20 protein-coding genes are annotated in these 24,255 nt (G+C 63.2%); 12 read left to right on the forward strand and 8 right to left on the reverse strand.

Going from position 1 to position 24,255, the window contains the following annotated elements; translation table 11 throughout:
• Nucleotides 1-368 precede the first annotated feature (368 nt).
• A complete protein-coding gene (fabR, locus tag ACVOL0_RS15365) occupies nt 369-1,031 on the reverse strand; it encodes an HTH-type transcriptional repressor FabR (RefSeq protein ID WP_481549817.1) in 663 nt (220 codons plus the stop codon).
• 93 nt (nt 1,032-1,124) lie between these two features.
• On the opposite strand from fabR, the gene ACVOL0_RS15370 reads away from it, so the two are divergent.
• Both ACVOL0_RS15370 and ACVOL0_RS15375 read left to right on the forward strand, forming a co-directional pair.
• Nucleotides 1,125-2,177 carry a ferredoxin reductase gene (locus ACVOL0_RS15370; protein ID WP_481549818.1) on the forward strand — a complete coding sequence of 351 codons (1,053 nt, stop codon included), beginning with the start codon at nt 1,125-1,127 and terminating at the stop codon, nt 2,175-2,177.
• 3 nt (nt 2,178-2,180) lie between these two features.
• Nucleotides 2,181-3,308: a fatty acid desaturase family protein gene (locus ACVOL0_RS15375; RefSeq protein ID WP_481549819.1), complete on the forward strand. Its 1,128-nt coding sequence runs from the start codon at nt 2,181-2,183 to the stop codon at nt 3,306-3,308.
• 131 nt (nt 3,309-3,439) lie between these two features.
• Here the strand turns inward: ACVOL0_RS15375 and ACVOL0_RS15380 are convergent, their stop codons facing one another.
• Nucleotides 3,440-4,378, reverse strand: a complete 939-nt coding sequence (locus ACVOL0_RS15380; RefSeq protein WP_481549820.1) for an ABC transporter six-transmembrane domain-containing protein — start codon at nt 4,376-4,378, stop codon at nt 3,440-3,442.
• 101 nt (nt 4,379-4,479) lie between these two features.
• Here ACVOL0_RS15380 and ACVOL0_RS15385 point away from each other — a divergent pair, with 101 nt between their 5' ends.
• Nucleotides 4,480-5,067 (forward strand): TetR/AcrR family transcriptional regulator, encoded by a 588-nt coding sequence (locus ACVOL0_RS15385; protein ID WP_481549821.1) that lies wholly within the window; start codon nt 4,480-4,482, stop codon nt 5,065-5,067.
• A gap of 14 nt (nt 5,068-5,081) precedes the next feature.
• On the opposite strand, the gene ACVOL0_RS15390 is transcribed toward ACVOL0_RS15385, so the two are convergent.
• Nucleotides 5,082-6,275, reverse strand: a complete 1,194-nt coding sequence (locus ACVOL0_RS15390) for an acyltransferase family protein (RefSeq protein WP_481549822.1) — start codon at nt 6,273-6,275, stop codon at nt 5,082-5,084.
• 155 nt (nt 6,276-6,430) lie between these two features.
• Between ACVOL0_RS15390 and ACVOL0_RS15395 the strand changes: the two genes are divergently transcribed.
• Both ACVOL0_RS15395 and ACVOL0_RS15400 read left to right on the forward strand, forming a co-directional pair.
• The gene (locus ACVOL0_RS15395) at nt 6,431-7,336 is read left to right on the forward strand and encodes a LytTR family DNA-binding domain-containing protein (protein WP_481549823.1); all 906 of its coding nucleotides are present in this window, start codon (nt 6,431-6,433) and stop codon (nt 7,334-7,336) included.
• Nucleotides 7,337-7,909: 573 nt separating this feature from the next.
• Complete coding sequence (locus tag ACVOL0_RS15400) at nt 7,910-10,801, forward strand: VIT domain-containing protein (RefSeq protein ID WP_481549824.1); 2,892 nt, start codon at nt 7,910-7,912, stop codon at nt 10,799-10,801.
• A 175-nt stretch (nt 10,802-10,976) separates the two neighbouring features.
• Here ACVOL0_RS15400 and ACVOL0_RS15405 read toward each other — a convergent pair whose 3' ends face one another.
• Complete coding sequence (locus ACVOL0_RS15405) at nt 10,977-12,323, reverse strand: ABC transporter substrate-binding protein (protein WP_481549825.1); 1,347 nt, start codon at nt 12,321-12,323, stop codon at nt 10,977-10,979.
• Between the two features lie 110 nt (nt 12,324-12,433).
• Nucleotides 12,434-13,594 carry a pre-peptidase C-terminal domain-containing protein gene (locus ACVOL0_RS15410; RefSeq protein ID WP_481549826.1) on the reverse strand — a complete coding sequence of 387 codons (1,161 nt, stop codon included), beginning with the start codon at nt 13,592-13,594 and terminating at the stop codon, nt 12,434-12,436.
• 173 nt (nt 13,595-13,767) lie between these two features.
• Here ACVOL0_RS15410 and prfB point away from each other — a divergent pair.
• Nucleotides 13,768-14,893, forward strand: a protein-coding gene (gene prfB, locus ACVOL0_RS15415) for a peptide chain release factor 2 (protein WP_481549827.1) whose coding sequence is annotated in 2 segments (ribosomal slippage) — nt 13,768-13,842 and nt 13,844-14,893 — 1,125 coding nt in all. Because the reading frame shifts where the segments join, the coding sequence is not laid out codon by codon here.
• Between the two features lie 99 nt (nt 14,894-14,992).
• Nucleotides 14,993-16,513: a lysine--tRNA ligase gene (lysS, locus tag ACVOL0_RS15420; protein WP_481549828.1), complete on the forward strand. Its 1,521-nt coding sequence runs from the start codon at nt 14,993-14,995 to the stop codon at nt 16,511-16,513.
• 117 nt (nt 16,514-16,630) lie between these two features.
• Here the strand turns inward: lysS and ACVOL0_RS15425 are convergent, their stop codons facing one another.
• The gene (locus tag ACVOL0_RS15425) at nt 16,631-17,659 is read right to left on the reverse strand and encodes a YeiH family protein (RefSeq protein WP_481549829.1); all 1,029 of its coding nucleotides are present in this window, start codon (nt 17,657-17,659) and stop codon (nt 16,631-16,633) included.
• Between the two features lie 127 nt (nt 17,660-17,786).
• On the opposite strand from ACVOL0_RS15425, the gene ACVOL0_RS15430 reads away from it, so the two are divergent.
• From ACVOL0_RS15430 to ACVOL0_RS15445, 4 genes are all read left to right on the forward strand, one after another.
• Nucleotides 17,787-18,692 carry a LysR family transcriptional regulator gene (locus ACVOL0_RS15430; protein WP_481549830.1) on the forward strand — a complete coding sequence of 302 codons (906 nt, stop codon included), beginning with the start codon at nt 17,787-17,789 and terminating at the stop codon, nt 18,690-18,692.
• Between the two features lie 35 nt (nt 18,693-18,727).
• Nucleotides 18,728-20,617, forward strand: coding sequence for an ATP-binding cassette domain-containing protein (locus ACVOL0_RS15435; protein WP_481549831.1), 1,890 nt, complete (start codon nt 18,728-18,730; stop codon nt 20,615-20,617).
• Between the two features lie 85 nt (nt 20,618-20,702).
• On the forward strand, nt 20,703-21,131 hold the full coding sequence (locus tag ACVOL0_RS15440) for a VOC family protein (protein WP_481549832.1): 429 nt from the start codon (nt 20,703-20,705) through the stop codon (nt 21,129-21,131).
• Between the two features lie 516 nt (nt 21,132-21,647).
• A complete protein-coding gene (locus ACVOL0_RS15445; protein ID WP_481549833.1) occupies nt 21,648-22,175 on the forward strand; it encodes an SRPBCC family protein in 528 nt (175 codons plus the stop codon).
• A gap of 3 nt (nt 22,176-22,178) precedes the next feature.
• Here ACVOL0_RS15445 and ACVOL0_RS15450 read toward each other — a convergent pair whose 3' ends face one another.
• Together ACVOL0_RS15450 and ACVOL0_RS15455 are read right to left on the reverse strand one after the other, a co-directional pair.
• Nucleotides 22,179-22,625, reverse strand: coding sequence for a barstar family protein (locus tag ACVOL0_RS15450; protein WP_481549834.1), 447 nt, complete (start codon nt 22,623-22,625; stop codon nt 22,179-22,181).
• A complete protein-coding gene (locus ACVOL0_RS15455; RefSeq protein WP_481549835.1) occupies nt 22,622-23,095 on the reverse strand; it encodes a guanyl-specific ribonuclease in 474 nt (157 codons plus the stop codon). Before ACVOL0_RS15455 ends, ACVOL0_RS15450 begins: the two co-directional genes overlap by 4 nt.
• 279 nt (nt 23,096-23,374) lie before the next feature.
• Between ACVOL0_RS15455 and ACVOL0_RS15460 the strand changes: the two genes are divergently transcribed.
• Nucleotides 23,375-23,986 carry a superoxide dismutase gene (locus ACVOL0_RS15460; protein ID WP_481549836.1) on the forward strand — a complete coding sequence of 204 codons (612 nt, stop codon included), beginning with the start codon at nt 23,375-23,377 and terminating at the stop codon, nt 23,984-23,986.
• Nucleotides 23,987-24,255: the final 269 nt, after the last annotated feature.

Consider the following 24,255-nt stretch of genomic DNA (forward strand, 5'->3'; position numbering starts at 1 on the left):
TGTTTGCAGCCGTGGCGGCCATCTGCATCGGTGCACAGATCCGGATCTTGTAGGAGCGGCGTAAGCCGCGTAGCTGATGTTCCGTCCGATTACCGTTATCCGTGCAATTTTGTTGGTGCCAGCTTCGCGGCTTACGCCGCTCCTACAAGATCCGGATCTGTGCACCGATGCAGATGGCCGCCACGGCTGCAAACACAGCGGTAGTGCCGAGCCATGCTCGGCAGGGCGTTGCCGATAGGCAGGCTGTAGGAGGGGCTTAAGCCGCGAAACCGGTATCAATGAAATTGCAGGGATAGCTGTGATCGGGCAGACCATCAGCTTCGCGGTTTACGCCGCTCCCACAATCCAACAAGGTCGTTTGGCTTGGATCAGGCTTTGACCGGATGCCTCGCCAGCGCGCGGGCACCGGTGATGATCATGCGGATCATCTGCGACATCTCTTCGATCAACTCGGGGTCGCGCTCTTCGGGCAGGTCAATGGCGCTGCCACCCATCGCGAACACCAGCCGGGTAATGGCTTTGGCGGCAAGCGCCGGCTCGTACAGGGTTGCGCCATCGAGGGCGGCCAGTCGCACAAGGTCGGCTTTCAGCTCTTCCTCGAAATACTCCAGCTCACGTTCCACGGCATGCTTGAAGGCATCAGAGCCGGCGGTGCCTTCACGCAGCAGCACGTGCATCAGGCGATCGTCGGCGCGCAGCTGTTCCATGAAGGTTTCCACCGACAGGCGGATCACCCCGCGATTGCTGTCGGCCGCGCGCAGGCGCGCCTGGCCGATGATGGTGCGCAGTGAACGACCAGCCAGATCTATCAGTGCGACCGTCAATTCATCCATGTCGCGGAACTGGCGGTAGAACGAATTCGGCGCGATCCCGGCTTCGCGTGCGACCTCACGCAGGCTCAGGGTGGAGACGCTGCGGTGCGGGCCGATAAGGGCCAGGGCGGCAGCCAACAGGTCGTCACGCGAGATGGAAGCCTTGCGCGCCGGGTGCAGGTCGTCTTGTGCGGGCAGGGGCTGTTCGCGTGCGGTCATGGGGCTCGGGCCGGTCAGGTGCGTGAATCATAGCCTGTACTGGCAATATACAACTGTATACACAGTCGTATGCTCGGCCGTATAGTGCGTGACATGAGTGCTGTCTACCGCAATACCTCGCCGCCGCCCATCCCTTGGCTGAGTGAAGGTTTCTTTGATTTCTGGTCCAGTCGGGTACATCCGCTGTGGACGCTGCGGCGTCCATTGGCGCGATTGGTGGCGCGACAGCAGGCCAGCGCCGACGCTGTCACCCTTGAATTGCAGCCCAACCGCCACTTCCGTGGCGTGCAGGCCGGCCAGCACATCAACCTGGGTGCCGAGCTGGACGGGCGCTTGACCACGCGCAGCTACAGCCCCGCCTTGCTTGGAAATGGTCGTCTGGCAATCACGGTCAAGCGGATCGCCGGTGGCAAGCTCAGCCAGTACCTGTCTGAACAGGCGGCCATCGGCCAGGTGTTTGCGCTGGGGCAGGCGTTCGGCGAGATGCTGTTGCCGGCTACCCCCGCGCCGAAGCTGGTGATGCTGGCCGCAGGGAGTGGCATCACGCCGATGCGGGCCTTGCTGCGCCAGCTGGATGAGCAGGGCATGGCCGGTTCGGTCGATCTGATCTATTGGGTGCGCCAGCGCGATCAGCTGTGCTTCGTTGATGAGTTCAATGCCATCGCCGCGCGCAATCCCTCGTTCCATCTGCATCTGGCGGTGACCGGGGAGGCTGCCGCGCGCGTGGGCAGCTATGACCTCGGCAGTCTTGGCGAGCTGGCCACAGCGCATGTGCTGGCCTGCGGCCCCGGTGGCTTTGTCGATGCGGCGCGGGCGCGTCTGCAGGCGCAGGTGGCGCAGTTCGACAGCGAGGCGTTCAGCGCCCCGCAGCTGGCTGAAGTGGAACAGGGCAGCGTGCAGGTCCAGCTGCTCAAGAGCGGCCGCACGCTCACCGTGCCGCGTGGCGTTGCCTTGCTGCCTGCGCTCGAAGCTGCCGGCATCAAGCCCGCCAGCGCTTGCCGCATGGGCATCTGCAATACCTGTGTCTGCGGAAAAACCTCGGGCATCACCCGCCATACCTTGACCGGTGACTATGCCGGCGAGCCGTCTGTTGCGCTCAAACTGTGCGTCAACAGCGCCAGTACCGATTTGACCCTGGAGCTGTAAGTCATGTCCTCCGTGCACAACCGCGTGCTTTCTCCCGCCGAGCTGCAGACCTTTGGTGATGAACTGGATGGCGTGCGCGCGAAGCACCAGGCCCTGCTCGGTGCCAGCGATGCGCGCTACATCCGCCGGATCGTGGCAGCGGTGCGTTGGACCGGTGTGGCTGGCCGTGCACTGCTGTTCCTGGGCGCCTTCGTGCACAGCGTGCTGGTTCCGGCGTGGATCGCCGGTGTGCTGCTGCTCGCACTGTCCAAGATCCTGGAAAACATGGAGCTGGCGCACAACGTCATCCACGGCCAGTACGACTGGATGGGCGACCCCCAGTTGCAGGGCAAGACCTACGAATGGGACATCGCCGGCACCTCGGAAAACTGGCGCAAGACCCATAACTTCCGCCATCACACCTATACCAACGTGCGCGGGCTGGACGACGACATCGGCTACGGCTTGCTGCGGATCTTCCCGGAGCAGCGTTGGCATCCGTTCTTCCTGGCCCAGCCGTTCGTGGCAGTGGTGTTCGCATTGCTGTTCGAGTGGGGTATCGCGATACAGGATCTGCGCATCGGTCGCGTGCTGGTCGGCAAGATGACCCTCAAGCAGCTGTGGAACCAGGCGCGCCCGGTCGGCCGCAAGATTTCGTTGCAGGTCCTGAAGGATTACGTGCTGTTCCCGGCGTTGGCTGGTCCGTTCTTCCTGCCGGTGTTGCTGGGCAATGTGGCGGCGAACATCATCCGCAACGTGTGGACCTATGTGGTGATCTTCTGCGGGCACTTCACCGCCGATGCCGAGACTTTCCCCAAGGAGTGCGTCCGCAACGAAGGCCGCGGTCATTGGTATCTGCGCCAGCTGCGCGGTTCGTCGAATCTGACCGGCGGCAAGTGGATGGATGTGATGACCGGCAACCTCAGCCATCAGATCGAACACCACTTCTACCCGGATATTCCGGCCAACCGTTACGCGGCGATGGCGGTGGAGGTGAAGGAAATCTGCGCGCGTTACGGCCAGCATTACAACACCGGCTCGCTGCCGCGCCAGTTCGGCCAGGTGATGTGGCGCATCCTGCGCCATGCCTTGCCCAGCAAACCGGCACCGGAACGGCCGCTGGTGGGCGAGCCGCAGGCTGAAGCAAGCTGAGGCAGTTGAATCTGCTGATGGCCTGAAGAACGCGACGCTACCCGTACCGGGGGCGTCGCGCTCGGTTTTGGCGTTGTGCGGTGCGCCTCAGCTTGCAGCTCTGTTCCTGGCTGCGATTCCAGCGCTTGGGCTCAGCATTCGGTCTGTTCCGATGCAGCTTCTTCCAGGCCGGGATTTACACGCTTGCCGATGTCTTTCAGTCGAGCGAGTTGATCGACCATCGTTGGACCATCATCCAGGCTGGTAACGAAGGTCCAGAGGTAGGTCATCACCGCATAGACATGACCTGGGGTGACGTCGGTAGTGGTGGCCAGTTGCATCATGGTCAGTGCGAACAAGGCCGCAGCGGCGGTCCCAACCACGAGGAAGGCACCGGCCTCCCGGTCCGACAGCCAGATACGCAGGCGTGAAAGAACCGTGTAGTGGCGTAGAAGCGTCCCTGCATTGACCCGTTCCACCATCCGGATCTCATGCTCAAGCCGGTCATTCAGACGGCCATGCAAGCGCTCGTTACGGCGCGCGTAGCGAGGGAGCACCGACATTCCGAGCAGCAGTACCGACAGCGCAGCGATGCCGACCCACGGCTCGATCACCAGCAGCATGATTGCTGCACCCACCATCGATACCAACGCGGTGGTGATGATCGGCACGTGCTTCTCGAAGAAATCGACAAACTCCCGGGCCAGCACGACCCGTGCGGCGACCGTGGAGGTTGCCTGCATCTGCTGCCGCTGCGCCAGCACTACGCCGACCGCCAGATCCGCGTAGATCCGGGTGAATACGCGGGTGTCCATCGCTCGGCGCGCCGCGCCTATCAGCCAGAAGGACAGCACCACGCCAGCGTACCAGATGGCCTTGTACACATCGCCCTTGATGATCGAGTCCACGGCGAAACCGGCGAATAGCGGGTAGGCGAGCAGAAGCGCGTTCTCCGCCGCGACGAGCGAGAGCGTCAGGCTGATCTGGCCCGGATAGGCGTTTGCCAGGGCAATCAGAGTGCTTGCTGCAGTCTGCTGCCCGATCTGGGTGGCGGGAGCTGAGAGCGACCCTGAAGATGGAATGCGTTTCATGTCGAGAAGTAGAATTGAGCGTCCGCTCAATTCTACTTGAGCGACCGCTCAAGCGCTTGAGCCGATATGCTTTCCATTCAGTTCTGCCCAATAGGTGTCGTTTGGCCATTCCTTCCCGCCGAGATCAGATCATTGAAGCGGCATTGCATCTGTTTCGAACGAATGGCTTCGCCAATGTCTCGACTCGAGATATATCAAGCCACGCGGGCATTTCCCGCAGCCACATCTATCACTACTTCACAGACTGGAACGAGCTCCGTCGCGAAGCATTTGCCCGCTTCGCAACCGATCAGCTTGAGCAGGTGAAGGTAGCGGTCGAACACCTGGCACCGGACGAAGCACTCGCTTTCTTTCTAAGCGACTGCTTGCCGGCGACCGATGATGACTCCTGGGTGTTGTGGCTCGATGCCTGGGATGAGGCCATGCATGACGCCAAGCTGTCGGCAACCTATCTGGCCGTGAACCAGCAATGGCAGGACCTTTTGGCCGGGATAGTGCTGCGCGGCGTGGAAGCCGGCAGCTACCAGTGCGCGTCGCCAAAGCGGGTAGCCCGGCAACTGTTCGCTCTGGCGATGGGCTATGCCAACGACTTGATGCTGCTGCGTTCGGATCATGAGCGCTCAGCGATGGAAAGTGAGCTGGCCGAGGTTGCGCGGTTGTTGCTCGGAACTGCGGCGCCACGTGCTTGATCCAGGTCCTCGGCTCAGTCCCTCGCTGGCTTGGCCGATGGCTGGTTGAGTCTCGCCACTGGCTGCGCGCGTAACCCAAACAGGGGCCGCAGCGGTGCGCAGCGCCGGATCAGTTCATAAGCGCCAAGACACGCAGCAAACGTGGCCACGATAAGGATGACGGCCTCGATGCCAGGGTTCAGCTGCAGTGGCTTGAGCTTGTGTGCCAGCACGACAATCACCGTCTGGTGCAGGATGTACAGCGGGAATACCGCCAGGGTGAGATAGCGCAGGGCCGGACTGTCGGCCTCGCGCCAACGATAGGCAAAGCCCAGCAAGGCGGCGATCGCGCACCATTGGTCCACCGCCCAGACAACCCGAAGGGCAAGCCGCAATTCCAGCGGCGGCGGTTGCGCGTCGTTGTAGCCAGAAAAATACCAGACGTGGATGAGCACGGCGTAGCTGATTCCAGCCGCAGCCAGTGACAGCCAGCGCAGGCGCTGCAGTGATTCCCAGAAGCGGGTGTTGAACGCGGCGAGGAAGCCGATCAGGAAGATGCTGGCGTACTGGGCATGGTTGTACCAGTCATCGGTCAGCGCGTGGGTCTGCTCGAAGCGGTTCACGAGCAGCAGGCGCGCTGCCGCCAGGATACCTGCTGGGACAACCAGCGCGCCCCAGCTGTTCAGCGCGATGCCGGTCCATTGGCGCAGGCGCTGCAGTGCGGACGCGGGCAGCAGCCGCCACAACAACCAGGTCAGAACGGTATAGCTCCACAGATAGGGCAAGAACCAGAGGTGGTTCCAGGTCGGGACGCGCAAGCAGCCATCGCCGTCACAGAAGCCCTGGTAACCGCTGAGATACTTGCCGTAGAACGCCCAGTAGGACTCGTTGTATCCGCCTGGTAGCTGCTCGACCACCTGGTAGTAGGCCTGCGGTGGCACGATTACCGCCATCCCGAACAGCAACGGCAGCAGCAACTGCCAGGAGCGGCGGCGCAGCAGGCCGGCAGGTTGGCGCGCGAACATGAAGGCGCTGGCGGCGCCGGAGATCAGGAACAGCAGCGACATCCGCCAGGGCGAAGTCAGCAGCATGAAAGGCTCCGGTGCGATGCTCGCGGCCGGGCTTTTGACGTGCCAGTCCCAGCTCACGTAGTACATGCCGACGTGGTAGATCACCAACAGACCAAAGGCGATTACCCGCAGCCAATCCAGATCGTGGCGCCTGTGCATTGCGTGTCCAGCGGATGGAGAAGACCGTCATTACAGCCCGGGATGCGCATGCCGTAGGGTCGGAAGGGCCGGCCTGCGGGCGCCAAGGGACGAGTGGTGGTGATCCGGGGATGGCCAACGACGGCTGCGGCCTTTGCGCCGTCTAGAATGCGCGGATGAGCCAAGCCGCATCGCCGACCCTGTTGAATCGCTCCACTCCATGGCGGCAAAGCATGGAGTTGCTGTTCTGGTTGCTGCTGGTGTTGATCAACTGCAGCGGCAATGCGATCACCACCTGGATGGATGCCAACCGTTCCGGCGCACCCTCCATGGAATGGTGGGAGCCTTGGGTCTGGGAGTTCTCCAGTGGACTGGTCTGGTTGCTGCTACTGGTGCCAGCCATCGTCTGGTTCAGCAGGCGCTGGCCGCTTCATCTGGACAACTGGCGGCGACGCCTGCCCTGGTACCTGCTGGCCAGTGTGCCGATCTCGCTGCTGCATGTGTTGGCCATGTTCGGGATCAGAATGCTCGCCTACGCCGTGCTGGGGGAGCGCTATCAAGTCGGCGAATGGATCGACGAACTCCTGTACGAATATCTCAAGGACGTACGCACCTACGCCGCCATCCTGTTTTGCATCGATGGTTACCGCTTTCTGCTTCGACGCCTGCAGGGCGAGGCGCAGCTGCTGGCCGAGCCTGATGAAGGGCCGCCGGTGGAGCCCATCGATCATCCGGAGCGGCTGCTGGTACGCAAGCTGGGCCGCGACTTCCTGATCGCAACGGCCGATATCGAATGGGCGCAGGCCGCCGGCAACTACGTCAACCTGCACCTTCGCGGCCATGACTACCCGCTGCGGATCACCATGGCTGCGCTGGAGCAGAAGTTGGATGCGGCATGTTTCGTCCGTGTCCATCGCAGCTGGCTGATCAATTTGGCAAATCTGGTATCGATCGAGCCGCTCGAAGGCGGCGAGGCGCTGCTGCATATGGCCGACGGCAAACAGGTCGCCTGCAGTAGACGCTACCTGCCGGCGCTGAAGTCGAAGTTGAGCGGTGACAAGGACGAGCCTGCCTCGGCCTGAGACCGGAAGGGGGTGAGGCGGCGGGCCGATGGGGAAACCCGGCACAATGCGAACAACAGGTGCCAGTTGGGCAAACAAGCTGCAGATGTCGGTTCTTGCAGGATCATTGGCAGTATTGGCTTCAGTCACTGCGTGGGTTGCATACGGGCAGGAAGAAAAAGCAGCCATTGCTGGACGCAGTCAGCCCAAGCCGGCAGCGGATACGACAGGTGCCTAACCTGTACTTGAGCCGAGCTCGCTTCGCGGCTCGGCCTATCCCAATCGTTGCGAACGTCCGCTTCCGGCTAGTTGCCAGAGTTCGTTTTGGTGATCAACCTCGGGTTGTTTGTCGCTGTGGACTGGTTCGCCAGATGAACCTCAGTGGTACACAGAACCGTAAAGTGGCATCGCCGGGACCAGCAATCCCTGCCTTTTTACGGCGCTGAAAGACGGCACAATGCTGCACGGAGCAAGGGGGGCTTGGGTTCTATTGAGCAGGGCTGATTTGCGCTCGCGGGGCTTGTCGGAAAAACCGCTAACCCCGTTGTGGCTGTTGGTGCGTTTGATCTTCCAACCCTTGGACGGAGTGCTGCGATGAGCCTGGTTATTTGGCGGCGTTGTTGGATGGCAGGTCTGCTGTTGGGCGTGGCGGTGGCACCCGTAGCCGCGCAGCAGGGCAGGGAGCTGGCCCGGCCGCCAGTGCTGATTGCCGTTTCCAAGGAAGAGCAGCCAATCGAGCTGCGACGGGCAAGCATTGACGGCGAGGTGCAGGCGGGAATCGCTCAGACCCGGATCGAGCTGGTTTTCCATAACCCCAATCGGAGGGCGATGGAGGGCGAGCTGCAGTTCCCCTTGGCCGAAGGCCAGCAGATCAGCGGCTTCGCCTTGGACATCGATGGGCAATTGAGGGACGCGGTGGCGGTGCCGAAGGAGCGTGGCCGACAGGTGTTCGAGGCTATCGTCCGGCAGGGTCAGGACCCGGCGTTGCTGGAGCAGACCGCCGGCAACCAGTTTCGCCTTCGTGTGTATCCGCTGCCAGCCGGCGGTAGCCGCCGTGTGCAGTTGACCATCCGTGAGGCGATGCCGTTGTCGGGTCTGGCGTGGCAGTGGCGCTTGCCGCTGCAGTTCGCATCCGCGGCAGCTGAAGTAAGCCTGCGCCTGCGCGCACCGGGCGCGGACAAGCTGGGCCAGGCGCCGTTCCGGCTTATGGCTGGTGGTTTGGAGTGGCAGGGCAGCGGCCGGCAATTGCCTGCACAGCTGCAGTGGCAGCTGCCAGCAGAGCCACAGCCCTCGCTGCAGACGGCGCGCTACGACGGGCAACACTATCTATTGGCACAGCTGCCGGTAGCAGTGCCGGCTGCGCGCCGCTTGCCGTCAAGGATCGGCCTGCTCTGGGATGCATCAGGCTCGGCGGGTAGCCGTAACCGGGCACGCGAGTTTGCATTGCTGGATCGTTATTTCGCTGCAATGGGCGAGGGTAGCGTTGTACTGACGGTGCTGCGCGACAAACCGGAAGCGGAGCGTCGTTTCAGTATCCGCAAGGGTGACTGGAGCGCGTTGCGTCGCGTGTTGGAGCAGACGCCGAACGATGGCGGCAGCGCTTTGGCGGCGTGGATGCCCAAGGCAGAACTTGGTGAGTACCTGCTGATCAGTGATGGCCTGTCCAACTGGGGCGCATCGACGCTACCGGCGTTGGCGGCGGATCAACGTCTGTTTGCGATCAGCAGCGCAGCGGCCGGTGCCGATACCGCGCGCCTGCGTGGCTGGAGCGAGGCCAATGGTGGCAGTCTGGTACAGCTGGTGTCCGATGACGTGACTGCAGCAGCAACTCGCCTGCTGGCGATGCCGACGGCCGTGGAAGTTGCGCCGGCAGCAGGGCTGCACGATGTGGTGATTGATCGCCGCAGTCTGGAGCAGGGCTGGTTGTGGCTGTACGCGCGTGCCGATGCAGCGCTAGCCGAGCTGCGCTTGCGCATCAATGGTGGTCAGTGGCAAACGCTGAACAGCGTGCACGGCAACGCCGATGGCAGCTTGATGGCCGGGTTGTGGGCGCAAGCTCGCTTGCAGCAGCTGGCGGCGGACCCGCGCGGCAACCGCGAGGCGATGCAGTTGCTATCGCAGCAGTTCGGCATGGTCAGCGAGGGTAGTTCCCTGCTTGTGCTGGATACGATAGACGACTATCTGCGCTACGCGATTCGGCCGCCGGCCGCGCTGCGGGCCGAATACGTGCGTCGTTTTGCCCGTCAGGTTGCCGACCGTGAGGCCGCGCGCAAGACCCATCTTGATGGGGCGGCCGAGGAATGGCAGCAGCGCCAAGCGTGGTGGGAAAAGCGCTGGCCCAAGGATGCGCCGTTGAAAGTGGCGCAGGCAGCAGAGCTGGCAAGGCAGCGTTCGAACGGCGCACCTGCACCGTTAATGGCGATGTCGCCAGCTCCGCCAGCACCAGCACCTGTAGCAGCGGCAGTTGCGGCCGAGTCTTCGGCGTTGGACCAGGTAGTGGTCACTGGTAATAGACGTGACGCCGCAGGCGAAGTGGCTGCAACTGGCGCCGCAGATGAGGCTGCGGCCAGCTCCGGCGCTGTGCAGATCAAGCTCGCGGCATGGGAGCCAGATTCACCGTTCGCGCAACGCCTGCGCAAGGCACCTGCCGGTGAGTTGTATGCGTGGTATCTGGACGAGCGCGAAGCCAATGCCAACAGCAGCGCGTTTTTCCTGGATGTGGCCGACATGTTGTTCGCTGCCGGGCAGCGTGAGTTGGCACTGCGGGTGCTGTCCAATCTGGCTGAGATGGAGCTGGATAACCGGCATCTGCTGCGGGTATTGGGTTATCGGTTGATGCAGGCCGGCGAGCCGGGTCTGGCGGTGCCGGTGTTTGAGCAGGTGCTGGCAATGGCCGAGGACGAGCCGCAGAGTTTCCGCGATCTGGGTTTGGCGCTGGAGGCGGCGGGGCGACCGCAGCAGGCGGTCGATCCGCTGTACCAAGTGGTACAGCAGCAGTGGGACGGTCGGTTTGATGGTGTTGCGCTGATCGCGCTGGATGAATTGACCAATCTGATCGCACGCGGTGGCTCGGCGCTGGATGCAAGGCAGGTTGATCCACGCTTGCGCAAGGCGATGCCGCTGGATCTGCGCGTTGTATTGGCCTGGGACGTGGACAACAGTGACATGGACCTGTGGGTGACCGATCCCAATGGCGAACGTGCGTACTACGGCAATCGTTTGACCTATCAGGGCGGACAGATGTCGCAGGATTTCACTGGTGGCTACGGGCCTGAGCAGTTCTCGTTGCGCGATGCCAAGCCGGGTATCTACAAGGTGGAGGCCAATTACTTTGGCAGTCGTCAGCAGTTGGTGACTGGTGCGGCTACGTTGATGCTGCGCTTGAGCACGCACTGGGGCACGCCGCAGCAGCAGGACAAACCAGTCACCATGCGTCTGCAGGACGCCAGCGATACCGTGCTGGTGGGTGAGTTCGAGGTGCGCTGAGCCGCTTGCTGGCTATCTGCCATCTGACAACTGTTTGTGGGAGCGGCGTAAGCCGCGAAGCAAACAATGCATCGTGACAAGGGTCTGGCAGTACCGGCTTCGCGGCTTACGCTGCTCCTACAAAAAGAAAAGGCCGATGCCAGATCTCCGGCATCGGCCTTTCGGTGCCGCTCGCTTACTTGCGACGTGCCAGCAGGCGGTAGCTGCCAGTCGCGTTCGGATCGAAGCTGTGCGCGAACACGATGTAGCGGCCGGCTTCCAGCTCGATTTCCAGGTTCGGATCCAGGCTGGAGTCGCTATCGTCCTGCTGGGCGACTTCTTCACCATTGCGCATCAGGGTGATCATGCCGTCCAGGCTGGAGGTGCCGGCTGTCATGCTGATCACGTACTTGCCCTTGCGCGGAATCTCCAGGGTGTACATGTCACGGTTGCCGGCGCGCAGCTGGCCCTGGACTTCGCGGCCGATCTTGAGCTCGGGGCGGATCGGGCCATCGGGCGCGGCTGCAGTGCCGGTCGCCAGCTGGAACACGCCGCCACGGCTGTTCACCGAGCGCACCGATACGTTGTACTCGCCTGCGTCCAGCACCTGGCTGATGCGCGAATTGACGCCACCACCGCCATCATCATCGCTCAGGGTGATATCGCCGCCCTGCAGGGTGAGCATGGTGTCCAGATCCTTGCCGCTGGCGTCGAGCTGCACGCGACGACGCTCCGGCAGGTTCAGTACGAAGCTGCGGGTGTCGTCGGCACCGATGAAGCCGCTGACGGTGCCTTCCAGCGGTAGGCTGGTGCCGTCATTGAAGACCAGGCCTTCCGGGAAGTCAGCCTGCTCCACGCCCAGGTAGAACGCACCGGAAGCTTCACCCAGGCCGCCGGCGGTCAGTGTGTAGCGGCCCGGCTGCAGCGGTGCGACCAGGCGCGAGTTGAGGTTGCTGCCGCCGTCATCGTCTTCCAGGTTCAGGCCGTTGCCACTCAGCTCCAGGCGCGCGTCGAACTCGGTTGATTCCAGGTCGATGGTATAGAGGCCCGGCTTGTCGACCTGCAGGACGAAGGTCTTGTCGCCGTTGCGCAGCCAATCGGTCACCCGGCGGCCTGCGGTCAGCGGCTTGCCATCATAGGCAACGATGGGCTCGGCCGAGAGCTGGAACGGGCCGAAGGCGCGTGCATCGGCACCGCTGACGGCGACCAGGTACTGGCCGGCCTTGTCGGCGCGCATGCTCAGGCTGGCGCTGCCTTCGCGGCCAGCTTCGGTGCGGGACACCAGCACGTCACGGTTGAACACGGCCAGCGCACCATTGAGTGCGCCCTCCAGCTTCAGCGTTACCGCCTGGCCGGCGCCCAGCTGCAACGAGAACAGCTGGCTGCGGGTGCCGTCGCTGTAGTTGACCGGGGAGGAAGAGGTGATTTCGCCGGAGACATCGCCATCGATGGCGAGCGGGCGGGCCGGGCCGGCGGCATGCGCAGGTGCGTGTACGGCGGCGGCAATGGCAAGGGACAGCAGTCCGGCTGCAAGTCGCTTCACTTGAACTCCTTTAGGTGGGAAGCAGGGGTAAAAAGCAGCCCCGCTGCCTGCGGGGGCAGGCAGCGGGGCCGTGGGCCCACAACGCCGGTTGGCGGCATGGGCGGTGGGGCTTATCGGATGACGGCAGCTGCGTCAGCAGCAGCGCTGGCGGCCTCTTCGGCGGCATCCTTGCGGTTGCTGTTGGCCGGAGCGGCGACGTCGCCGCCACCGAGGTCGGTGGTTTCCAGCTCGAACACGCCCTGCTGGCTGCCCAGGCTGCTGACCGCAACGATGTAGCGGCCGGCGCGCAGGTCCAGGGTCAGCTGTGCATTGGTGCCGTTGCCGCCATCATCGTCCTCGGCATCAACGCCAGGGCCGGTGATCTTCAGCACCGAGTCGAAGCCGTCGGCGATGGCGTCGAACTGGATCTGCTTGGGGGCATCCAGGTTGAGCACGAAGGTGCGGCGGCCACGCGAATCCATCATCGACTGCGCGGTCTGGCCGATGGTCAAGGCGGTGCCGTCGCGGGTTACCAGGCCATTTTCGGTCGGGGTGAGCTTGACGCTGAGTTTGAATGAGCCGGTGTTGCCGTTCACCGATGACGCGCCGATGGTGTATTCGCCCGGCTCCAGGTAGGTGCGGATGCGGGCATTGAGGTTGCCGCCGTTGTCGTCGTCTTCAAGCTCGATGTTGCGGCCGTTCAGACGCAGGTAGGCGTCGAATGCGCTGGACTCCAGGGTAATCGAGTACAGGCCGGCCTTGTCCACCTTGAGCTTGTATTCCTGCTTGTCCCCCATCAACCAGTCCGTTGCCTCGCTGTCGGCGCCCAGTGGCTTGCCGTCATAGGGCACGACCTTGGCGGACTTGAGCTTGAATGGGCCAAAGGCATCGGCGCTGGCGCTGTTGACCGCGACCAGATAGGTGCCGTCCTTGGGGGCGCGGAAGGCAAGATTGACCGAACTGGAGGAATCGCCTTCGCTCATGCCCGAAGAGGAGGCATTGGCAATCATGTTCTGGCCGTCAAACACGGCCAGCTGGCCGCTGAGCGAGCCACCCAGTTCCAACGAGACGGCTTCGCCGTTCTTCATTGCCACCTTGTAGCTCTGATGGCGGCTGCCATCGTTGTAGTTCAGGCTGCTGGTGGAGGTGATTTCACCGGAGACCGTTTCCCCGACCGTCAGGTTCGGGGCCTTGTCGCCGCCACTGGCGGCTACGCCGCCCAACTTCTGGCAGGCGCCAAGCGCAAGGGTCATGGTGATTGCAGCAAACAGGCGTGCGTGTCTGGCGTTCAAGCTTAGGTCCTTCATGGTCAGAAATGTCTCCTTTTCCCGTCTTCGCGGGTAAGGGGGTGATTCTAACGTTAAGTCATGTCTATTCAGCGAGAAGGGCTCAGCTGTCTGAATAGCCGATACCTGCCCCGGCTGGATGCTAGAATTGACAGCTTGTCTGCCTTACTAGACCGACCATGATCGAACTCAATCCCATCCGCCAGCGAATCACCGATCTCACCGATCGCGTGCTATCGCTCAGGGGGTATCTTTGACTACGACGTCAAGAAAGAACGTCTCGAAGAAGTAACCCGCGAACTCGAAAACCCGGACATCTGGAACAACCCGGAGTACGCCCAGACCCTGGGCCGCGAGCGCTCAATGCTGGACAAGACCGTTACCGGCATTGCCGATGTACTGGACGGCCTGTCCGAAGCCACCGAGCTGCTTGAACTTGCCGAAAGCGAGCAGGACGAAGACACCGCGCTGGCCGTGGTGGCCGACCTGGACAAGTTCCAGGCGCACATCGAGAAGCTCGAGTTCCAGCGCATGTTCTCCGGTGAGATGGACAGCTGCAACGCTTTCGTCGACATCCAGGCTGGCGCCGGCGGCACCGAAGCCCAGGATTGGGCGGAAATGATGCTGCGCATGTACCTGCGCTGGTGCGAAGCGCGTGGCTGGAAGACCGAGTTGATGGAAGTGTCCGGCGGCGACGTTGCCGGCATCAAATCGGCTACTTTCCGGGTGGAAGGCGAGTTTGCCTACGGCTGGCTGAAGACCGAAATCGGTGTGCACCGGCTGGTGCGCAAGTCGCCGTTCGACTCGGACAACCGCCGCCACACCAGCTTTACCTCGGTGTTCGTTTCGCCGGAAGTCGATGACAACATCGAAATCGACATCAACCCGGCCGACCTGCGTACCGACGTGTACCGCTCCTCCGGTGCCGGTGGTCAGCACGTCAACAAGACCGAGTCGGCGGTGCGTATCACCCACATTCCGACCAATACCGTGGTCGCCTGCCAGATCGGCCGCAGCCAGCACCAGAACCGCGACACCGCGATGAAGATGCTGGCCGCCAAGCTTTATGAGCTGGAAGTGCAGAAGCGCAACAGCGAGCGTGACGCGCTGGAAGCGACCAAGTCCGACATCGGCTGGGGCAGCCAGATCCGCAACTACGTGCTCGACCAGAGCCGTATCAAGGACCTGCGCACCGGCGTTGAACGTACTGATACGCAGAAGGTGTTGGACGGCGACCTGGATGAGTTCATCGAGGCCAGCCTCAAGTCCGGCCTGCAGGCCGGCGCCAAGCGCATCGACGCTTGATCCGGAATGGCCCTGCACGGGCCATTCCCCTGTTGTACGGTGCGGTTTCACCAGACGGTGGCCGCGCCTGGTTATCCCCCCCAAATAGAAAACAAAGCCATGACCGAACAGACCCCTGAAACGCAGCAGCTCCCCGTCGACGAGAACAGCCTCATCGCCGAGCGCCGCGCGAAACTCACGGCGCTGCGCGGGCAGGGCATCGCCTACCCGAACGACTTCCGTCGCGAAGACTTCGCCGGCAAGTTGCAGGACGAATACGCCGACGCCGAGACGTGGACCAGCGAAGCGCTGGAAGCCACCGGTCGCACGGTGAAGATGGCCGGCCGCTTGATGGCCAAGCGCATCATGGGCAAGGCCAGCTTTGCCCAGATCCAGGACGAGAGCGGCCGCATCCAGCTGTTCCTGCAGGCCACCGCGTTGGGCGACATCTATGCTGCGTTCAAGGGCTGGGACGTGGGCGACATCATTGCCGTTGAAGGCGGCCTGACCCGCACCAAGACCGGCGAACTGTCGGTCAAGGCGACCAGCATCCGCCTGCTGACCAAGTCGCTGCGTCCGTTGCCGGACAAGTGGCACGGCCTGGCCGACGTCGAGCAGCGTTACCGCCAGCGTTACGTCGACCTGATCGTCACCCCCGAATCGCGCGATGTCTTCATCAAGCGCTCCAAGATCATCCGCGCCATGCGCGCATGGCTGGACAACCGCGACTTCCTCGAAGTCGAGACGCCGATGATGCATTACATCCCCGGTGGCGCCACGGCCAAGCCGTTCACCACCCACCACAATGCGCTGGACCTGGATCTGTACCTGCGCGTTGCGCCGGAGCTGTACCTGAAGCGTCTGGTGGTTGGCGGCCTTGAGCGCGTCTACGAAATCAACCGCAACTTCCGCAACGAAGGCGTCAGCACCCGCCACAATCCGGAATTCACCATGATGGAGCTGTACGAGGCTTATGCCACGTACAACGAAGTGATGGACCTGACCGAAGGCGTGATCCGCGATGTCGCGCAGAGCGTGCTCGGCACCACGGTTGTGGAGTGGGATGGCGCGCAGATCGACCTGGCCCCGGCGTTCCGTCGCTGGCGCATGGACGAAGCCGTGCGTCACCACAACCCGGAGATCTCGGCCGCTGACTGCACCGATCGTGATGCGCTGCTGCGCCACTGCGAACGCCTGAAGATCCGGGTCAAGCCGAGTTACGGCTGGGGCAAGCTGCTGCTGGAGATCTTCGAGGCCACGGTCGAGCACACCTTGATCCAGCCGACCTTCATCACCGACCACCCGGTCGAAGTCTCGCCGTTGGCCCGCGCCAGCGACAACGATGCTGGTTACACCGACCGCTTCGAGCTGTTCGTCAACGGCAAGGAGTTGGCCAACGGCTTCTCCGAGTTGAACGATCCGGAAGACCAGGCCGCACGTTTCCAGGCGCAGGTAGAAGCCAAGGACGGTGGTGACGACGAGGCCATGCATTACGACGCCGACTACATCCGTGCGCTGGAATATGGCATGGCACCGACCGGCGGCCTGGGCATCGGCATCGACCGTCTGGTGATGATGCTGACCGGCCGCGCTTCGATCCGCGACGTGCTGCTGTTCCCATACATGCGCCCGGAAGCCTGATCCAATCTGATCTGGCAACAGCCGGAAGAACAAAGGCCTTCCCGTAACCGGGAAGGCCTTTTTGTTTTTGCAATGTAGTGCCGAGCCATGCTCGGCAGAGACCTTCCCGATAACGCCTCAGCCCAGCACAGCCCGCACCCCCAGATTGATCAGCATCCCGCCAGCCATCAACCAACCAAACAACAACAAAGCCAACAACATCGGTTTGGCACCCGCCTGACGCAGTGCTGAAGCATGCGTGGTCAGACCCAGCGCAGCCATCGCCATCGCCAGCAACACGGTGTCCAGATCCACCAACACCTTCACCACTTCAGCCGGCAACAGCTGCAGCGAGTTGAAACCAACCATGGCGATGAAGCCGAACGCAAACCAGGGAATGGTGATCTTCGAGCGCTCGCCATTGGCGGTGTTCTGGCCACGGGCCAGCAGTGCGGACAGACCGACCAGGAACGGTGCCAGCATCATCACCCGCACCATCTTGGTGATGACGGCGGCATCGGCGGCAGGTTCACTGACCGCGCGGCCAGCAGCCACCACCTGCGCGACCTCATGCACGGTAGAGCCGGTAAACACGCCGAAAGCAGTTTCATCCAGTGGCATCCAACCCGCCGACACGCCCCACTGGTACAGCAGTGGGTACAGGAACATCGCAATCGTGCCGAACACCACCACCGTGGCCACGGCGACGGCTACCTGTTCGGCGCGGCCCTTGATCACCGGTTCGGCCGCCATCACCGCGGCGGCGCCACAGATTGAACTGCCTGCGCCAATCAGCAAGGCCGAGTTGCGGTCCATGCCGAGCAGTTTGGTGCCAAGCCACCAGGCCAGGCCGAAGGTGGAACACAGCACCAGCGCATCGATCGCCACGCCGGCAATGCCAACCTGGCCGATATCCTGCAGGGTCAGGCGCAGGCCGTAGAGAATGATGCCGGCGCGCAGCAAGGTGGCCTTGGAGAAACCAACGCCAGCGTCGGCGCGTGTGGCCAGGCTGCGATAGACCGTGTTGCCCAGCACGATGCCGATGACGATGGCCAGGGTCAGTGCGCTGATGCCGTGGTCCTGCATCCACGGCAAGGTGCCCAGCCAGATCGACAGGCCGGCAACTGCGGCCGTCAGCAACAGGCCGGGGAGGCGGGAAATGGGCATCGAGGTAAGCCCTTGGGTCGAGGTGTTCATAACGATGGGTTATTAGAAGATAGCCCATGCTGCACCCAAGGTTATTACCTGTAAAACGGATAATATTGGTTGAATCAACCCATTTTTGAGATAGGTTATGCATCTCTCCCTACGCCAGTTGCAGATTTTCTCTGGTGTTGCAGAAGCTGGTACGACTACGGCGGCCGGCGAGTTGTTGGGCCTGTCGCAGTCGGCAGTGAGTGCGGCCCTGGTTGAACTGGAGGGCCTGCTCGGGTTGGCTTTGTTCGACCGGATTGGCCGCCGGCTGGTGCTCAATGGACACGGCCGGGCCTTGCTGCCGCAGGCGCGTGCCTTGTTGGCGGGTATGACCGATATCGAGCGTCGGTTCCGTGCCGACAGCCAGACCGGAGCCGCGGTGCGTTGGCAGGTCGGCGCCAGTACCACCATCGGCAACTACCTGATGCCGGCACGCATCGCCGACCTGCAGGCCTCCAACCCACATGCTCATGTCGAGCTGGTGATTGGCAATACCCGGGAGGTTACGACCGCCGTGCAGCGGCTGGAGGTTGATGTCGGCTTGATTGAAGGGCCCAGCCACGAGCCGGGGCTGGAAGTGGTGCACTGGCAGCAGGACGAACTGGTGGTGGTGTTTGGCGAACGCCATCCGCTGGCGACGCAGTTCAGCAAGGGGGCGGACCTGGCGATGTTGCGGCAGGCGCGCTGGCTGCTGCGCGAACCCGGTTCAGGCACGCGCGAGGCGGCCGAACAAGCTTTGCTGCCGCATCTGCATGGGTTTGCCGAGGTATTGCAGTTGGGCGGCACCGAGGCGATCAAACAGGGGGCGGTCGCCGGGCTTGGCCTGGCGTGCCTGTCGCGGCACGCGGTGGCCGACCTGGTGACGCTGGGCAAGCTGCAGGTATTGGCGACCCCCTTGCCGCCATTGCAGCGCCAGTTATGGGCGGTACGCCATCCCGGCAAGCGGATTCCGGCCAGCCTGCGCCAGTTGCTCGGCCTGCCGGCGGACGTGTTTAGCGACGATTGAGCGCGGTCGGCTGCCAGAGCCCGTACAATACGCCCATGCCTTTGATTACCTTGCAGAACGTCGACTACAGCGTCGGCGGCCCGTTGTTGCTGGAAAAAGCCGAACTGTCGATCGAGACTGGCGAGCGTATCGCCCTGATCGGCCGCAACGGCGCCGGCAAATCCACTCTCATGAAGCTGATGGCTGGCGAGCTCAAGCCCGATGACGGCGAGGTGCGCGTGCAGCAGGGCGTGCGCGTCACCCGGCTGGAGCAGGAAGTGCCGCATGGTGCTGCCGGCAGCGTGTTCGACGTGGTCGCCGATGGCCTCGGCGAACTCGGCCATTGGTTGGCTGAATTCCACCGCCTGAGCCATGCCGAGGTCTTCGATGGCGAGGCCATGGGCAATGTGCAGGCCAAGATCGATGCCGCCGATGGCTGGGGCCTGGACCAGCGCGTCGAGGAAACCCTGACCAAGCTCGACCTGGATGGCGATGCCGAGTTCGGCCGTCTGTCTGGCGGCATGAAGCGCCGCGTGCTGCTGGCGCGTGCGCTGGTCGCCGGCCCGGACGTGCTGCTGCTCGACGAGCCGACCAACCACCTGGACATCGAAGCCATCGATTGGCTGGAAACCTTCCTCAAGGGCTGGAACGGCTGCGTGGTGTTCGTCACCCATGACCGCCGCTTCCTGCGTGCCCTGGCCACCCGCATCGTCGAGATCGACCGCGGCCAGGTGACCAGCTGGCCGGGTGACTGGGACAACTACGAGCGCCGTCGCGAAGAGCGCCTCAACGCGCAGGCGCAGGAAAACGCCCGCTTCGACAAGCTGCTGGCGCAGGAGGAAGTGTGGATCCGGCAGGGCATCAAGGCTCGCCGTACCCGCGACGAAGGCCGCGTACGCCGGCTCAAGGCGATGCGCAACGAGCGCAGCCAGCGCCGTGAGCTCGGTGGCAACGTCAAGCTGGAAGCGGCTGGTGCCGAGAACTCCGGCAAGAAGGTCATCGACATCAAGAACATCTCCTTCTCGTTCGGCGAGCGGGTGATGGTCAAGGATTTCGAAACCACCATACTGCGCGGTGACCGCATCGGCCTGATCGGCCCCAACGGCAGCGGCAAGACCACCTTGCTGAAACTGCTGCTGGGCGAACTGCAGCCGGACAGCGGCGAAGTGCGCCAGGGCACCAACCTGCAGATCGCCTACTTCGACCAGTACCGCGCCACCCTGCGCGAAGACTGGAGCGCGATCGAGAACGTGGCCGAAGGCGCGGACTTCATCGATCTCAACGGCAAGCGCAAGCATGTGCATGCCTACCTGCAGGACTTCCTGTTCACCCCGGAACGCGCACGCGCGCCGATCACCCGCCTGTCAGGCGGTGAGCGCAACCGCCTGCTGCTGGCCAAGTTGTTCGCACAGCCGTCCAACCTGCTGGTGATGGACGAACCGACCAACGACCTGGACGTGGAAACCCTGGAGCTGCTGGAAGAGCTGCTGGCCGACTACACCGGCACCTTGCTGCTGGTCAGCCATGACCGTGACTTCCTCGACAACGTGGTGACCTCCACGCTGGTGCTGGAAGGCGAAGGCAAGGTGGGTGATTACATCGGTGGCTACAGCGACTCGCTGCGCCAGCGCCCGGCACCGACCCAGACTGCGATGGCGGTGGCCAAGGCGTCGGCGACAGCGGCGCCTGTTGCTGCACCTGCCGCGCCAGTTGCTGATGCCGCGCCCAAGCGCAAGCTGAGCTTCAAGGACGCGCGCGAACTGGAGCAGCTGCCGGCGAAGATCGAGAAGCTGGAACTGGACGTGGAAGGCCTGACCTCGGCGATGAACGATCCCTCGTTCTATACCCGCAGTAGTGCCGAAGTCACTGCACACACCCAGCAGCTGACCAAGCTGCAGGCCGAGCTGGATGCCGCCTACGCACGTTGGCAGGAACTGGACGCCTGAACCGGTTCTGACGGTCTGCGTCTTGCTTCACCTGCCGTCCTCGCTGAGGACGGCAGGATGTGTCCATGGATGCTGCGAGGTGATGATGAGAAGACCGTTTGAGGTTGCGCGTATCGATCATGTGGTGTTCCGGGTCCGCGACCTGGAGCGCAGCGTTGCGTTCTATTCGGCGGTGCTGGGCTGCGAGGTGGTGCGACGACGTGACCATCTCGGCCTGGTGCATCTGCGTGCAGGTGTGTCGATGATCGACCTGGTCAGTCTGGATGGCGCGCTGGGTGCGCGCGGCGGCAGTGGCCCGGGGCCGGAAGCGCGCAACGTTGATCACCTGTGCCTGCGGATAGTGCCTTTCGATGAAGCGGAATTGGTTGCGTATCTGTCCGAGCACGGTGCAACGCCGTTGGCGGCTGCCGAGGTGAATTTCGGTGCTGAAGGGGATGGGCTGTCGCTGTACTTCAAGGACCCCGATGGCAACACCATCGAATTGAAGGGGCCGGTTTCGGCCGGCTTGGGCTGATGCTCTGTTCCCTCCCCTTCGCTGCGCGAAAGGGAGGGCTCAGCTGCTCGGCTGAAGGGAGTGCTTTCGCTCCCTTGCACCGCAGGTGCAGGGGAGGGCTGGGGAGTGGTGCTTCTCGCTGTACCCCTGCCGTCACGCATTTGGCGAAGACCAGAAGCACCCCTCCCAACCCTCCCCTTCGCTGCGCGAAAGGGAGGGCTCAGCTGCTCGGCCGAAGGGAGGGCTTTCGCTCCCTCCCTTGCACCGCAGGTGCAGGGGAGGGCTGGGGAGTGGTGCTTCTCGCTGTACCCCTGCCGTCACGCATTTGGCGAAGACCAGAAACACCCCTCCCAACCCTCCCCTTCGCTGCGCGAAAGGGAGGGCTCAGCTGCTCGGCCGAAGGGAGGGCTTTCGCTCCCTCCCTTGCACCGCAGGTGCAGGGGAGGGCTGGGGAGGGGTGCTCTTGGCCATGAACCCAGCACTTGCTGCCCAACCGTGCTCCGCGCATGCTCATGCCATTCAACAAGAGCAGCAGCCATGTCCCGCAGACCCACTACGCTCCTGCTGCTCGCAACAGCCTTCGCCTTGCCCGCATACGCTGAAGTCAAAGACGCCACAGCTGCAGGCTTCACCGTTGAAAACAGCACACTGATCGCAGCCACGCCTACGCACGTCTGGCAGGCGATGACTGCCGACATCGATCAGTGGTGGCCCAAAGACCACAGCTGGTGGGGCAAGGCCGCCAAGCTGTCCATCGATGCCCGCGCCGGTGGTTGCTTCTGCGAAATCGTGGGTGCACAGCAGGCACAGCATCTGCAGGTCGTGTTCGTCGATCCGCAGAAAACCCTGCGCATGACCGGCGGACTTGGACCAATGCAGGGTATGGGCCTGCATGGCGTCGCCGAATGGACCTTGCAGGCAGAAGGTCCGTCTACCCGGGTGACGTGGCGCTACCGGGCTGGTGGCTATAGCCCAGACGACCTCAGCGCCTTGGCACCGGTGGTGGACAAGGTCCAGGCACAGCAATTGGACGGCCTGGCACGCTGGCTGCAGGCCGCCCGCTGAGGATCATTCTTCCTCGTTGGCAGGCGCTTCTTCGCCACCACCCGGCAGCTCCAGGAAGGCCCAGAACGCCACCCTGTCCTCGGCCCAACTGGCCGAGGCTTCGGACAACACATCCAGCAAGGTATCAAAGTCGGCTGGGCTGCCCTGGCGCAGGTCGTTGGCATCGCTGAACAGCAAGGCATAGCCGTTGGCCGGCAGCCAGGACAGGTCGCGCAGTCCATCAGACAACGCATCCCAGTTGCGGCTCCAGCCGGTGGGGAAGTCCAGCTGGGTGCCAAGGCGCATCAGCAAGGTGCGCTTGTCGGCGCAGCCTTCCAGGTCGATGCGGCATACGCGCAGTCCGGCATCGCGCGCCACGGCCGCCAAACCGCCGAGGTCGCCGTCGCCCACACCGTAGACGCCGGCCTGGCTGACGTCTTCCAGGCCCATATCGAAACCGCTGTCACTCATGGCGTACTCCTGGCGGGGACTTCGAAGCTGCGGAAGCTCTCGTAATGGTCGTCGGTGTAATACCAGGCATCCGGCGGATCGCCGCCGGTGACGATGCGCTTGGCGCCGCGATGGCTCAGGCCCGGTGTGTCCACGGTGTACTCGCGGTAGTAGCCACGCGGTCGCTGCGGCAACTGACGCTCGCGGTTGCTGAAGGCGCTTCCGTCCTGGCGATGCGGGTACGGCCCTCCGCGCTGGATCAGGGCGATGGTCTGGCGTGCCTCGGGCGGCAGGAAGGCTGGCAGTGGGTCACGTGCTGTCGCCGAGCGGGACGGGGTATCTGCCGGCGCTTGCGAGCTGCTGCCGGCACTCAGGTCCGCGCCCAACGACGGCGCGAATTGCGGTGGCGGTGGCTGCTGCGCAACGCGCATACCCCACAGGCCGGCAACCAGCAGGACTACGGCAATAACCAGAAGGTAGGGCTTGCGCATCAGGGCAGACGATCACTCAAGGAAGGAGAATGATTATCACGCCCTACGCTGGCTTTTGTTGAACGGGCGATTCATGCGCGCCACCCGCATGATGGTTCACAGGCCGATAACAATGGTGACGCACAGTGCTGAAATAACGTCGATTCCTATAGCGGGACAAAGTTTCCTTTACATCGGCCTTGGTAAGTTGAGCGTTCCTGCCTACCATTCACCTCTGCATCTGTATCGCCCGGGCTTTCCGGGCACAGACCCCCAGGCATATACCCAAGGAGATCCGTGATGGCCTATACCCTGCCCAAGCTGCCTTACGCTTACGACGCGCTGGAACCGTACATGGATGCGGCCACGGTCGAGATCCATTACTCCAAGCACCACCAGACCTACGTCAACAACCTCAACGCGCTGGTCGAAGGCACCGAATACGCCGACCTGCCGATCGATGAGCTGCTGCGCAAGGTCAAGACCCTGCCGGAAAACCTGCAGCAGGGCGTGCGCAACCAGGGTGGTGGCCACGGCAACCATTCGCTGTTCTGGGACGTGATCGGCCCGAACGCCGGTGGCACCCCGGGCGGCGCGCTGGCCAAGGCCATCGACGAGCAGCTGGGTGGCTTCGACAAGTTCAAGGAAGCCTTCACCAAGGCCGCTTTGACCCAGTTCGGTTCCGGCTGGGCATGGCTGAGCGTCACTGCCGACAAGAAGCTGCTGATCGAGAAGAGCTCCAACCAGGAAAGCCCGCTGATGGAAGGCCGCACCCCGGTGCTGACCATCGACGTGTGGGAGCATGCCTACTACCTGAAATTCCAGAACCGTCGCGCCGAGTTCATCGAAACCTTCTACAGCCTGATCAACTGGAAGGAAGTCGAGCGCCGCTACCAGGAAGCCATTGCCTGAGTGCAGTGACCTGAGGCGGTGACCCGAGGGGTCGCCGCTGCCGCAAAGGCCGGGCATTGCCCGGCCTTTGTTGTTTCAGAGGGCGGCCGTAGTTGTGTGGGAGCGGCGTAAGCCGCGAAGCAGGCGCACCGTCAGGTGGCACAGGTGCCAAGGGTTTCAGCAACGTCAGCTTCCCGGCATACCCCGCAACCACACAACAACCGCCCCCCACTTAAACAACAAAGGCCCGGCAAAGCCCCGCCGTATCGGCACCCGCGCCCCCAACGGGG

This window comes from Stenotrophomonas sp. STEN021, assembly GCF_056760175.1.